Origin of the sequence: Caballeronia sp. DA-9 (assembly GCF_051615025.1) — a bacterium.
GTDB lineage: Bacteria > Pseudomonadota > Gammaproteobacteria > Burkholderiales > Burkholderiaceae > Caballeronia > Caballeronia sordidicola.
Window position 1 is genome coordinate 639,878 of the sequence record NZ_CP195133.1, and the last position, 13,089, is coordinate 652,966.

General features: G+C 61.3%; 12 protein-coding genes. 2 read left to right on the plus strand and 10 right to left on the minus strand.

Going from position 1 to position 13,089, the window contains the following annotated elements:
• Positions 1-11 precede the first annotated feature (11 nt).
• The 10 genes from glyS to ACRWA7_RS19130 all read right to left on the minus strand — a co-directional run bounded on the left by glyS (position 12) and on the right by ACRWA7_RS19130 (position 11,365).
• Positions 12-2,111 (minus strand): glycine--tRNA ligase subunit beta, encoded by a 2,100-nt coding sequence (gene glyS / locus ACRWA7_RS19085; RefSeq protein ID WP_060856951.1) that lies wholly within the window; start codon positions 2,109-2,111, stop codon positions 12-14.
• 18 nt (positions 2,112-2,129) lie between these two features.
• A complete protein-coding gene (gene glyQ, locus ACRWA7_RS19090; RefSeq protein WP_438395488.1) occupies positions 2,130-3,137 on the minus strand; it encodes a glycine--tRNA ligase subunit alpha in 1,008 nt (335 codons plus the stop codon).
• Positions 3,138-3,287: 150 nt separating this feature from the next.
• Positions 3,288-3,770 (minus strand): GNAT family N-acetyltransferase, encoded by a 483-nt coding sequence (locus tag ACRWA7_RS19095; RefSeq protein ID WP_060856952.1) that lies wholly within the window; start codon positions 3,768-3,770, stop codon positions 3,288-3,290.
• 8 nt (positions 3,771-3,778) lie between these two features.
• Positions 3,779-5,422, minus strand: a complete 1,644-nt coding sequence (lnt, locus tag ACRWA7_RS19100; RefSeq protein WP_438395489.1) for an apolipoprotein N-acyltransferase — start codon at positions 5,420-5,422, stop codon at positions 3,779-3,781.
• Between the two features lie 127 nt (positions 5,423-5,549).
• Positions 5,550-6,461: an HlyC/CorC family transporter gene (locus ACRWA7_RS19105; RefSeq protein WP_438395491.1), complete on the minus strand. Its 912-nt coding sequence runs from the start codon at positions 6,459-6,461 to the stop codon at positions 5,550-5,552.
• 188 nt (positions 6,462-6,649) lie between these two features.
• Complete coding sequence (locus tag ACRWA7_RS19110) at positions 6,650-7,324, minus strand: gamma-glutamylcyclotransferase (RefSeq protein ID WP_438395493.1); 675 nt, start codon at positions 7,322-7,324, stop codon at positions 6,650-6,652.
• 3 nt (positions 7,325-7,327) lie between these two features.
• Entirely contained in the window at positions 7,328-7,792 is a 465-nt protein-coding gene (ybeY, locus tag ACRWA7_RS19115) for an rRNA maturation RNase YbeY (RefSeq protein ID WP_060856956.1), read from the minus strand.
• A 13-nt stretch (positions 7,793-7,805) separates the two neighbouring features.
• On the minus strand, positions 7,806-8,882 hold the full coding sequence (locus ACRWA7_RS19120; RefSeq protein ID WP_060856957.1) for a PhoH family protein: 1,077 nt from the start codon (positions 8,880-8,882) through the stop codon (positions 7,806-7,808).
• 31 nt (positions 8,883-8,913) lie between these two features.
• On the minus strand, positions 8,914-10,275 hold the full coding sequence (gene miaB / locus ACRWA7_RS19125; RefSeq protein ID WP_060856958.1) for a tRNA (N6-isopentenyl adenosine(37)-C2)-methylthiotransferase MiaB: 1,362 nt from the start codon (positions 10,273-10,275) through the stop codon (positions 8,914-8,916).
• A 124-nt stretch (positions 10,276-10,399) separates the two neighbouring features.
• Positions 10,400-11,365 (minus strand): LysR family transcriptional regulator, encoded by a 966-nt coding sequence (locus ACRWA7_RS19130; RefSeq protein WP_060856959.1) that lies wholly within the window; start codon positions 11,363-11,365, stop codon positions 10,400-10,402.
• Positions 11,366-11,467: 102 nt separating this feature from the next.
• On the opposite strand from ACRWA7_RS19130, the gene ACRWA7_RS19135 reads away from it, so the two are divergent.
• Together ACRWA7_RS19135 and ACRWA7_RS19140 are read left to right on the plus strand one after the other, a co-directional pair.
• Positions 11,468-11,851: a VOC family protein gene (locus tag ACRWA7_RS19135; RefSeq protein WP_060856960.1), complete on the plus strand. Its 384-nt coding sequence runs from the start codon at positions 11,468-11,470 to the stop codon at positions 11,849-11,851.
• 40 nt (positions 11,852-11,891) lie between these two features.
• On the plus strand, positions 11,892-13,070 hold the full coding sequence (locus ACRWA7_RS19140) for an MFS transporter (protein ID WP_438395496.1): 1,179 nt from the start codon (positions 11,892-11,894) through the stop codon (positions 13,068-13,070).
• The last annotated feature ends 19 nt before the right edge of the window (positions 13,071-13,089 follow it).

Consider the following 13,089-nt stretch of genomic DNA (forward strand, 5'->3'; position numbering starts at 1 on the left):
GGTGTGTCGCATCAGGCAGCCAGCTTCGAGATGTCCGCGACGCAGTTCATCTGCTGATGCAGCGCGCCGAGCAGAGCCAGGCGGTTGCTTCGCAGCGCGGGATCTTCGGCGTTCACCATGACGTCGTTGAAGAAAGTGTCCACGGCGTCACGCAACGCGGACAACGCCGAGAGCGCCTCCGTGTAGTTGCGCTCGGCCAGTTGCTTCTGCACGAGCGGCGCGACCTGTTCCAGTTGTGCGTACAGCGCCTTTTCCGCGGCTTCCTGCAGGAGCGCGGGTTGCACGCTCGCCGGCACGCCTTCGGCCGACTTCTTCAAAATGTTGGAGATGCGCTTGTTCGCAGCCGCGAGCGATGCCGCTTCAGGCAGCGCCGCGAATTCGCGCACAGCATTGAGGCGCGCCACGATGTCGTCCAGCCGCGTGGGATTCAGGCTCAGCACGGCGTCGATTTCCACCGCGTTGAAACCGCGCTCACGCAACACGCCGCGCAACCGGTCGATGAAAAACGCGTAGATTGCATCGGTGGAATCGGCGACTTGCGGCATATCGGCGAATTGCTTTTGCGCAGTGCGCAGCAAGTCGAACAAATCGATCGCCAGCTTCTTTTCCAGCAGGATTCGCAACACGCCAAGCGCATGGCGGCGCAACGCGAACGGATCTTTCTCGCCCGTTGGCTGCAAGCCGATACCCCAGATGCCCACGAGCGTTTCCAGCTTGTCAGCCAGCGCGACGGCGCTGCTTACGCCGGTGGACGGGGTTTCATCGCCGGAAAAACGCGGCTGATAATGTTCCGAACACGCGAGCGCGACTTCTTCCGGCTCGCCGTCGTGGCGCGCGTAGTACGTGCCCATGGTGCCCTGCAGTTCCGGGAACTCGCCAACCATGTCGGTGAGCAAGTCCGCTTTTGCGAGCAGAGCCGCGCGCTTGGTGACGGCCACGTCCACGCCGATCATCGGGGCGATTTCGCCTGCCAGTGCTTCGAGACGCTGGACGCGCTGCAGTTGCGAACCGAGCTTGTTGTGATACACCACGTTCGCGAGCTTCGGCACGCGGTCGGCGAGGCGCGTTTTCTTGTCCACTTCGAAGAAGAACTTGGCGTCGGCGAGACGCGGGCGGATGACCCGTTCATTGCCTTCCACAATATCGGCCGGCGTTTGGGTATCGATATTCGACACGATCAGGAAACGCGAGCGCAGCTTGCCGTGATCGTCGGTCAGCGCGAAATACTTCTGGTTCGTCTGCATGGTCAGGATCAGGCATTCCTGCGGCACTTGCAGGAACGATTCGTCGAAACGGCACTGATACACGACTGGCCATTCGACCAGCGCGTTTACTTCGTCCAGCAGCGACTCGGGCATGACCACGCGATCCTCTCCTGCGAGCGCGAGCAATTGCGTGCGAATGGATTCGCGGCGGTCATCGAAATTCGCGACAACCCGGCCCTTCGAGCGCAGCGTTTCCGAATAATCGTCGGCTTGACCAATAGCCACGATACCGCTCGACATGAAGCGATGACCCAGCGTGGTATCGCCTGAATCGATGCCCAGCGCGCTCACCGGCACAATGTCACGGCCATGCAGCGCAACCAGCCCATGTACCGGACGCACGAACTGAACGCTGCTGCCGTCGGGCCGTTGATACGTCATGACCTTTGGAATGGGCAGCTTGCCGAGCGTTTCCTGCAGCGCGGTTTGCAGGCCTTCGGCAAGCGTTGCGCCGGGTGCTGAATAGCGCAGGAAAAAAGCTTCGGCCTTGCCGTCTTGCGCGCGTTCCAGGTCTTCGAGCTTGAAGTCGGGGAAACCGAGCGCGGCGAGTTTCTTCGCGAGCGGCGGCGTGGGCTGGCCGTCTTGATCGAGCGCGACGGACACGGGCAGCACTTTCTCGCGCACTTGCCGCTCGGGCGCGACCGCACGAACGTTCTTGATGAGCACGGCAAGACGGCGCGGCGTAGCGTACTTTTCGAAATTCGCTTCGCCTTCTATCAGGTCGCGCGCGGCAAGCCGCTGCACGATACCTTCGGCAAACGAGGTGCCAAGGCGCGCGAGCGCCTTCGGCGGCAGTTCTTCTGTCAGCAGCTCGACGAGCAGCGATGCGTGGTTGGTTTCGGTCATTGTTATGTCGTGCTCGGGTCAGGCCTGATCGATATTGCGCTCGACCTTCAGCGCCGGCGCCCAGGCGGGCTTGGCGGCGTCTTCGGCGTCGGTCGTGAGTCCGGCTGCGGCGTGTACGGGATTGCCCAGCATCGGGAAACCGAGCGCCTCACGCGACTCGTAATAGGCCTTCGCGACAAGCCGCGAAAGATCGCGAATCCGGCCTATGTACGCCGCGCGCTCCGTCACGGAAATCGCGCCGCGCGCGTCGAGCAGGTTGAACGTGTGTCCTGCCTTCAGCACGAGTTCATAAGCGGGCAACGCCAGCTTCGCTTCGATCATCTTCTTGGCTTCGGCTTCGTAGCTCTTGAAGAACGTGAACAGCAAGTCGACGTTCGCATGCTCGAAGTTGTACGTGGACTGCTCGACTTCGTTCTGGTGATACACGTCCCCGTAAGTGAGACGCCGCGTTTCACGGCCGTTCGGGCCGTCTTCTTCCCATTCCGTCCACACGAGGTCGTAGACGTTCTCGACCTTTTGCAGATACATGGCAAGCCGTTCGAGCCCGTAGGTAATCTCGCCCAGCACCGGCTTGCAGTCGATACCGCCCACCTGCTGGAAGTACGTGAACTGCGTGACTTCCATGCCGTTCAGCCACACTTCCCAGCCGAGGCCCCACGCGCCGAGCGTGGGATTTTCCCAGTCGTCTTCCACGAACCGGACATCGTTCTGTTTCAGGTCGAAGCCAAGCGCTTCGAGCGAACCCAGATACAGGTCGAGAATGTTCTCGGGCGCGGGCTTCAGCACCACTTGATACTGATAGTAGTGCTGCAGACGGTTCGGATTGTCTCCGTAACGGCCGTCCTTCGGGCGGCGCGACGGCTGCACATACGCTGCTTGCCACGGTTCCGGGCCGATCGCGCGCAGGAAGGTGTGCACGTGCGACGTGCCCGCGCCGACTTCCATGTCGATTGGCTGGAGAAGTGCGCAACCCTTGTTGTCCCAATAGGATTGCAGCGTCAGGATGATTTGCTGAAAAGTGAGCATGAATGCCTTTGAAGCGTGCCTTCGAAGTCAGGCCGGAAATTCCGACGGCCGGAGGGCTAAAACGTTGAATTTTAGCGGGAATAAGGGGCTAGCGCGACTTTTTGGGGTGGAACACCGCAGCCATAGGCCGTTCGGACGGGAAAACGTCGGCTATGCGCCGAGTCGTTTCCTCATTGGCACACAATTCATCGTCAGGCCGCGGGGCGAGCGGTATTGCGCGATTTCGTCGCCTTCAAAACCGAGCGAGCGGTAAAACGGCGCGGCGTTCAGCGTGGAATCGAGCCGCAGCCGCGTGCAACCCTCTGCACGCGCAAGCGTTTCGAGATGCGCGACGATTCCCGCGCCGATGCCCCGTTTCATGTACGCGGGGTCCACGAAGATTGCATCGATCCTGCCGGTCGCGACATCGATCATGCCGGTTCCCACAACGCGGTCGTCCACGGTCGCGACCAGGAAGCGCTCTTCGACAGCATCGGCGAATGCTTTCGATGCCGCGCCGCCGGTCCATTCATCGAGTTGACTCAGCGGATACGCGCTGATGCATCCGCTCATCACGGCGGCGCGGCGGACGCGCCACGCGGCGTCCGCGTCGGCGCGCGTGGCTTTGCGGATCTTGAAGGACGGAAATGGCATGTTCCGGTTCAGTTCTTCCTGCGTCCCGGCGCGAACGCGAACCCAAACGCCAGCAGCAGCAACGACACCAGGATCACCGTCATGTTGCCGCTCGTCACATACGGCGTGCGGCCTGACGTGCCCTGCACGGTGGCGTCGAGGGAACCGGTGGTGTAGACCGGAAGCCTTGCCACCACCGCGCCGTTTGCGGCGATCACTGCCGTTGTGCCCGTGTTCGTTGCGCGAAGCATCGGGCGGCCGGTTTCGATCGAGCGCATGCGCGCCATCTGCAAATGCTGGTCGAGCGCGATGGTGTTGCCGAACCACGCAAGGTTCGTCGAGTTCACGAGAATGCCCGCGGGCGCTTCCTGCTCGCGGAGTGTTCGCGCGATTTCCTCGCCGAAAATATCCTCGTAGCAGATATCGACGGCAATTGGCTGGTTGTGCACGAAGAACGGTTTCTGCACTGGGGGACCGCGTCCCAAATCTCCGAGCGGAATGCCCATGAGCGCGACGAACCAGTGGAAACCTGTTGGCACGAATTCACCGAAGGGCACGAGGTGATGCTTGTCGTAGCGGTACACGTCCTTCTGGTTCGGCGTGATGCCGAACAGGCTATTGGCGTAGTCCGTCGCGCGGCCTTCGGGCGAAATGGTCACGCCGATAGCGCCAAACAGGATGGATGAATTAGTGGTGTCGGAGAAATTGCGCAGCGCTGAGGCCAGATCTTGCGGTACTTGCACGGCGAGAACGGGAAACGCGGTTTCAGGCGTCACGATCAGGTCAGCGGGTTTCTCTGTAATCAGCTTCCGGTAAAGCTGCAAGGACTGGTTCACACCTTCCTGCTCGAACTTCATCTCCTGCTTCACGTTGCCTTGCAAGAGCCGCACGGTGAGCGGGGCGTTTGCGGGCAGCGTCCATTCGACCAGCGACAGCAGCATGCCCGACACAACCAGAACAATCGCCACAATGAACGGCGCGAACCTTGGAAACGGCGCGGCGCTGTGTCGAAATGTATAAAAACCCTGCACGACCAACGCGGCCACTAGCGCAAGCACCCAGCCGACGCCGTACACGCCTCCAATGGCGCCGAAGGCGGCCAATGGGCCGTCGACTTGAGCATAACCGCTTGCCAGCCACGGGAAGCCCGTGAAAACGAGGCCACGCAGCCATTCTCCGAGCGCCCAGGCGCTTGCGAAGGCGAATGCGCCATGCCATGTCGGGACGAAACGCGGCTCGCCGGCAGCCGGCACGACCGAGCCGTTGTCTTCATACCGGGCCCGGCCCGCGCAAAACGACCAGACGATGCCCGCAAGCGCCGGATAGATCGCGATGTACATGGAGAACAGCACAACGGCCGCAGCGGCAAGAGGCGCCGCCATGCCGCCGTAGTCGTGCATGCTGACGTAAAGCCACCATACGCCCGTGACGAAGTTGCCGAAGCCAAATGCCCATCCTGTCAGCGCCGCGCCTTTCCATCCGCTGGTTTTGGTGAGCCACGCGAAGAACAGCGTGAAAATGACCAGTTCGACCCAACCGCCGTGTGGCGTCGGCGCGAACGAAAGCGTATTCGCGGCGCCCAGCACTGCCGCAACGAGGTAGTGCCAGAACGACAGGGACTGGGCGTTACTGATCCGGGCATTGCGCCGGAAGGCAAAGCGGGAATCGGCCATGGATTACGAAGTCGAACAGATGGAAAAGGATGGCGAGGCGTGACCGTCGCTCGTCATGATGTTGGCGCACAGCGCGAACACGATTAATGACAGCGTTGAGCTGGCGTTTCCGTGTTCACGCCCGTTCTTAATCGTGGTCTTCGTCGCTGTCGCGCGACTGGCCATCGTGCGTGGGAATATTGGGCGCGCGCCGCACGCGCAGCACGTGAATCTGGCGGGCGTCGCCGCGCAGGATTTCGAACACGAAGTCGTCGATCTTCACCTTTTCCCCGCGATGCGGCACGCGCCCGAAGCGATGCGTCACCAATCCGCCAATGGTGTCGACCTCGTCGTCGGAATAGTGCGTGCCGAATTCTTCGTTGAACTGTTCGATCCCCGTGAGCGCACGCACGCGATGCCGGCCGTCCGGCGTAGTAATGATGTTGCCGGCTTCTTCGTCGAAATCGTATTCGTCTTCTATGTCGCCAACAATCTGTTCCAGCACGTCTTCAATCGTGATCAGGCCGGCCACGCCGCCGTATTCGTCCACGACGATGGCAATGTGATTCCGGTTCACGCGAAAATCGTGCAACAGCACGTTCAGGCGTTTTGATTCGGGAATGAACACGGCGGGACGCAGCATGCCGCGCACATCGAATTCTTCCTCGTGGTAGTAGCGCAGCAAGTCTTTTGCAAGCAGCACGCCGATTACGTTGTCACGATTGCTTTCGAATACCGGATAGCGGGAGTGCGCTTTTTCCAGCATGAAAGGAATGAATTGCTCGGGCGTTTCAGCAATATTGATTGCGTCCATCTGGGCGCGCGGAATCATGATGTCGCGGGCGCAGAGTTCCGAAACCTGGAACACGCCTTCAATCATGGAGAGCGAATCCGCGTCGAGCAGATTGCGTTCGTGGGCGTCCTGGAGAACTTCCAGCAGTTCGTCGCGCGATTCCGGTTCGTGCGAGATGAAATCCGTCAGGCGCTCGAGCAGCGTGCGCTTTTCAGGTTTTTCAGCAGGTTTGTCGGTATATCGTCGACTGGGATAGGCGTCGTTCATAGTGGGGCGTGCGGAGTGTTCCGAACGCGAAATTACGGAAAGTTAAGAATACACCAAGGATATTTCGCGCCAATTGATACGGCGCGAACGCGTACAACGTCATGTGCAAACATCGTAACTGATAAATATGGGCGCAGTATGTCGAGCCGCCAACGTTGGCCGATCGGCCTGTTTTTCGCCAGGAAAATTTATTCCTGCGACGAATCCGCGTCCTTGCATCGCTGTAAAAGCGATTCCAGCGCGCGATCCGGCATGCCGCATTCGCGTAACGCCGCCACGGTTCGGCTGACATATTCGAGCGTGGTGCCGTATCGGCCGGTCGCGCAGCCGAACACGCGGCGCACGATCGGGTCGCCCAGCTTGCCGGTGTAAGTGGGCGCTTCCCGGCGCATCACGAATGCGAGCGCCTCGACGCGGCGGCCATCAATCAGTGTGCAAGGCAGCCAGGCCACGCGATACGAATTCATCGCCATTTCGCGCCGCCACAGTACTTCCAAGTGCTCGTCCGCGCCGCTGGCGGCGAGCCGGAACGCCATGCCGGAACACGAACCGCCGCGATCCAGCGCGAGGACCAATCCCGGCTGTTCAGGCGTGCCGCGATTCACGCGCGACCACAAGTACAATCCGCGATGATATCCGTGCACTTTGCTGCGCACCGTTTCCACGGCCGGCAAGCCTGGATTCCAGATCAGCGAGCCATAGCCGAAGAGCCAGAGATCAGTCTTGCGATCCCAGTGCGCCAGCGCTTTTTCACGCGATGCGAGAAGTTCCGCGTCGGTGAGCAGGCGCGATTCCGCGAAGACCGGCGGGTAGTCGCAGTCTACGGACGGTAATTCAGAAAGAGGGGAGGGATCGTCGGTCACGGCTCAATCAAGCAGCGGCAAATAAGGATCGGTGAAACCGAGCTTTTGCATGATGCCGGTTTCGATTGATTCCATTTCATCTGCTTCGGCGGAATCTTCGTGGTCGTAACCTTGTGCATGCAGCGTGCCGTGCACGATCAAGTGCGCGTAGTGCGCGGCGAGCGGCTTGTTCTGCTCGCGCGCCTCGCGTTCCACAACCGGGCAGCAAAGGATCAGGTCGCCGCTCACCGGATCGTCTTCCGACTCGGCGTACGCGAACGTCAGCACGTTCGTGGCGTAATCCTTTTGCCGATACGACCGGTTCAGCGTCCGGCCTTCATCGGCATCGACGAAACGCACGGTCAATTCCGCGTCCGCGAAAAGCGACGCCTTGATCCATGCCGCGACCGTTGCGCGCGGCAACAGCGCCTTGTGCTCCGGATACGCCTTCGCAGCGGGAAATTGCAGCGTCAATGCAAGTTTCGGCATGACTGTTCCGCTGCTATTTGGCGGCTGCCGCGTCGGCATCGCGCTGTTGCTGCGCGTCGTAGGCTTCCACAATGCGCGCGACCAGCGGATGGCGCACCACGTCCACGCTCGTGAAGCGCGTCATGGCAATGCCGCGCACGTCCGCAAGAACGTGCTGCGCCTCGATCAACCCGCTCTTGTGTCCGCGTGGCAAGTCGACCTGCGTGGTATCGCCGGTGACAACGGCCTTCGAGCCAAAGCCAATACGCGTGAGAAACATCTTCATCTGCTCGGGCGTGGTGTTCTGCGCCTCGTCCAGGATGATGAACGCGTGGTTCAGCGTGCGGCCGCGCATATAGGCGAGCGGCGCGATTTCGATCATCTGGCGCTCGAACATCTTCGCGGTTTTATCGAAGCCGAGGAGGTCGTAGAGCGCGTCGTACAACGGGCGCAAATACGGATCCACTTTCTGCGCGAGATCGCCTGGCAGGAAACCCAGGCGCTCGCCGGCTTCCACGGCCGGGCGCGTCAGGACAATCCGCTTGACCTGATCGCGTTCGAGCGCGTCGACCGCGCACGCCACCGCAAGGTACGTCTTTCCCGTACCCGCCGGGCCGATACCGAACGTCACGTCGTGCGCAATGATCTGCTTCAGGTACTCACGCTGCATGGGCGTGCGGCCACGCAGGTCGGCGCGCCGCGTGTACAGCTTCGGGCCGGGATCTTCCTCGTCGCCCAGGTCTATGGTCGCGCTGGGTTCGTCGAAAGGATGATCGGGGTCGCCTCGAAAACGTGGATCGACAGGTTCCGAATTCAGGTTATTCGATGGCCTGTCGCGCCGCGCCGCATTGCGCGCTTCGACGAGCGCCAGTTGAATGTCGTCCACCGACAGCGAATCCTTCGCGCGGTTGTAGAAATTCTCGAGCGCCGTGAGCGCCACTTTCGCGCCGCGCCCGCGGATGGTGATCTTGTGACCGCGGCGCGTGAGCGTCACGTCGAGCGCCTGCTCGATCTGCCTCAGGTTTTCGTCGAGCGGGCCACACAGGTTGGCGAGCCGCGCGTTGTCGTCGCGCGGTGCGGTGAATTCCATATGCTGCTGAGCGGTCTTCAAGGCGAGAGTCGGGGTCCTGTCGAAGCTTCAGTTAGTGAGTCGTGGCCGGCGTCAGAAGCAGTTCGCCGCGCAACGAGTGAGGATAGGCCACGTTGATTTCCACGTCGACCATCTGGCCGATCAGCCGCTTGTGCGACGAAATCGGCGCGGGGAAATTCACGACGCGATTGTTTTCCGTGCGTCCGGCCAGTTCGCTCGGGTCCTTGCGCGACGGCCCTTCCACCAGGATACGCTGCACCGATCCCAGCATGGAATGGCTGATTTTCGCGACATTCGCCTCGATGGTCGCCTGCAAATGCTGCAGGCGTTTGAGCTTCACTTCGCGCGGCGTGTCGTCGTGCAGGTTCGCGGCCGGCGTGCCGGGACGCGGGCTGTAGATAAACGAGAAGCTCGTGTCATAACTCATTTCGTCGATGAGCTTCATCATCTTCTGGAAATCGTCCTCGGTCTCGCCGGGGAACCCGACGATCATGTCGGTGGACAACGACAAATCCGGACGGATCGCGCGCAATTTGCGGATCACGGACTTGTATTCGAGCACCGTATAACCGCGCTTCATGGCCATCAAAATGCGGTCCGAGCCATGCTGCACGGGCAAGTGCAAATGGCTCACGAGCTTGGGCACTTTCGCGTAGGTATCGATAAGACGCTGGGTGAATTCCTTCGGATGCGACGTGGTGTAGCGAATCCGTTCAATACCCGGAATTTCCGCCACATATTCGATCAGCGTGGCGAAGTCGGCAATATCAGTGGAATGCTGCGTCACCGGCCCGCGATACGCATTCACGTTCTGTCCGAGCAGCGTGACTTCGCGCACGCCCTGATCGGCGAGGCCGGCGATTTCCGTGAGCACGTCGTCCAGCGGCCGCGATACTTCCTCGCCCCGTGTATAGGGCACGACGCAATAGCTGCAGTACTTGCTGCAGCCTTCCATGATGGACACGAAGGCGCTCGGCCCATCCACGCGCGCCGGCGGCAGGTGATCGAACTTTTCGATTTCCGGAAACGAGATATCGACTTGGGAGCGTCCGCTGGAACGGCGTTTCGCGATCATCTCCGGCAGGCGGTGCAAGGTCTGCGGGCCGAACACGAGATCCACGTAAGGCGCACGCGAAACGATCGCCGCGCCTTCCTGGCTCGCCACGCAACCGCCCACGCCAATGATCAGGTTCGGATTCGCTTCCTTCAATTCGCGCACGCGCCCGAGGTCGGAAAAGACCTTTTCCTGCGCCTTTTCGCGCACGGAGCACGTGTTGAAGAGGATCACGTCCGCGTCTTCGGGCGTATTGGTCTGGGTCAGGCCATTGGTTGCATTGAGCACGTCGACCATTTTGTCGGAGTCGTACTCGTTCATCTGGCAGCCAAAGGTCTTTACATACACTTTCTTTGTCATGAATTTCGCCGGTCGCAGTGATTAGTCTGGGGGCGCAGTTTTTAAAGCGTTAATGGGGTTCTTTCGCGGTTTAGCGCACATTTGACCGAAAATAGCTTGAAATTGCGCGCTGCGTAACTCGATATTATAGCGCCCGCTCGACTTCCTGCCCCGTCCGCCCAGGTGGGTAGGCAAGGTCGCCGAGCAGTTCTTCCGTCGCCCGGGCGAAGCGTTCCGTGAGGAAATCGAGCAGTACGCGCACGCGCGGCGCCATGTACCGGTTTGCGTGGAAAAGCGCGTGGACGGCGGCCTCGTGCGAACACCAATCGGCCAGAAGCATTTTCAGCGCGCCCGAGCGGACGTCGGCGGCGATATCCCATATCGATTTGTGCGCAATACCCTGGCCCGCCAGCGCCCACGCGCGGGACAGCGCGCCGTCGTTGGTCTCCCAGGCGTCGTCGAGCGGGATTACATGCGAATAACGCTCTTCGCCACGCACGAAGTGGATTTCGTTGAGCGTGGCAGTCGCTGTCACCAGTACCGAGAACGAATGCCCGGCGAGATCGGCAGGCGTTTTCGGCTCGCCATGCTTCGCGAGATATTCCGGCGATGCGCACAGCACACGCCGGTTTGGCGCGAGGCGGCGCGCGACGAGGCTGGCGTCGGGCGGCAGGCCAAAGCGAATCGCGAGATCGATGTCCTCGCGCAACAAATTGGATACCGAATCCGCCAGCGTCAGCGCAAAGCTCACTTCGGGGTGGATCCGGCTGAATTCGTCGAGCCAATGGCACAGCAGGTTGCGGCCGAAATCCGATGTCGCGGAAATCCGCACCTTGCCGCGCACGAGGTTCTGGCCGGCATGCAGCGCGGCTTCGCCATCTTCTATGGCTTGAAGCGCAATCCGGCAATGCCTGAGATAAAGCTGGCCTTCGTCGGTGAGCCTGAGTTGGCGCGTGGTGCGCTCGAACAAGCGCGCGCTCAGCGATTTTTCCAGCTTGAGCAGGCGCGCACTTGCCGCGGCCGGCGATAACCCCAGCTTTCTCCCCGCCGCCGACAAGCTGCCGAGCGCCGCGGCTTCAACGAACAAACGCATATCGCCGAGTCGATCCATCGCCATTCTCAAATGAATTTTGATAATGCTTCAAATGCTACGCCAATTATCAAAATCGATCTTGTGACGGAAAATTGACGCGTTGCAGCGTAGGAAATCAACATGAAGCTTGATCACGCCACGATTGTTGCGCCCGACTGCGCGCCGATGCGCCAATTTTTCACCGATATAGCCGGCATGACGGTCGGCCCGCGTCCGCCGTTCGGCATTGGCGGGTGCTGGCTTTATCTGGACGGCGCGCCCGTCTTGCATCTGATCGAAAGCGGTTCCGTGCTGGCAGCGCCAGCGGGCGGCCGAGCGGCGACACGCATCGATCACATTGCGTTGCGTGTAAGCGGCGAGGCCGAGTGGCAGGCGTTGCTCGCCCGGCTGCATGAACACGGCGTGCCGTTTTCCGAAGCTGAAGTGCCGGTGTCGGGCGAACGGCAAGTGTTCGTGCAGCTCGCGCCGGGCGTGGTCATCGAATTCGTGACCTCGCTTCACTGATTTCCTCTGGCCCAATTCAAAAACCCCCAAGGACATTTCGATGCCTATTCCACTTCTAGCGCTTGCCATCAGCGCCTTCGCCATCGGCACGACCGAGTTCGTGATCATGGGCCTTTTGCCGGATGTGGCCCGCGACCTGGCTGTGTCGATACCGTCTGCCGGCTTTCTCGTCACCGGCTACGCGCTTGGCGTGGCAGTGGGCGCGCCGCTGCTCGCCGTGCTCACCGCGAAATTGCCGCGCAAGCTTTCGCTGCAATTGCTGATGGGCGTATTCATTGTCGGCAACCTGATGTGCGCGGTCGCGCCCGGTTATTCCATGCTGATGGTGGCGCGCGTGGTCACCTCGTTCGCGCATGGTTCGTTTTTTGGCATCGGCGCGGTGGTGGCGGCGTCGCTCGTTCCGGCTGAAAAGCGGGCGAGCGCCATTGCGCTGATGTTCACCGGGCTCACCTTGGCGAACGTGCTGGGCGTGCCGTTCGGGACGTTCATCGGGCAGCAGTTCGGATGGCGCGCGACGTTCTGGGTGGTGTCGGCGCTCGGGTTGCTGTCGCTCGTCGGGGTTGCGGCGCTCGTGCCGAACAAGCACGATGCGGGACCGTCGAACTTCGGCCACGAGTTGCGCGTGCTGAAGGAGCCGCAAGTCTGGCTGGCGCTCGCCATGACCGTGCTCGGCTTTGGCGGCGTGTTCGTGGTGTTCACCTACATTGCGCCGATCCTTGAGCAAGTGAGCGGTTTCGGCCCGCATGGCGTGACGCTCGTGCTGGTGCTGTTCGGCATTGGCCTCACGATCGGCAACACGATTGGGGGCAAGCTCGCCGACCGCGCGCTGATGCCGTCGCTGATGGGCATTCTGGTCGCGCTCGCCGTCATCATGGCCGTGTTCGCGAAAACCAGCCACAACCAGCTCCTCGCCGCGATCACGATTTTCATCTGGGGCATCGCCGCTTTCGCGACCGTGCCGCCGCTGCAAACACGCGTGGTGGAAAAGGCGAAGCACGCGCCGAATCTGGCGTCGACGCTCAATATTGGCGCGTTCAACCTGGGCAATGCCGGCGGTGCGTGGCTTGGCGGCGTGGCGTTGCAGCAAGGGCATCCGCTGGATTCGTTGCCGTGGGTCGCGGCGGTGGTGGCAATCGTGGCGCTGGCGGTCACGTGGTACGCAGCCCGGCTCGACGGACGCGGCGAAAATGCCAGCGCTGGCGCCGTGGATGCGATTTGATTTCGGCACGCCGGGCCGA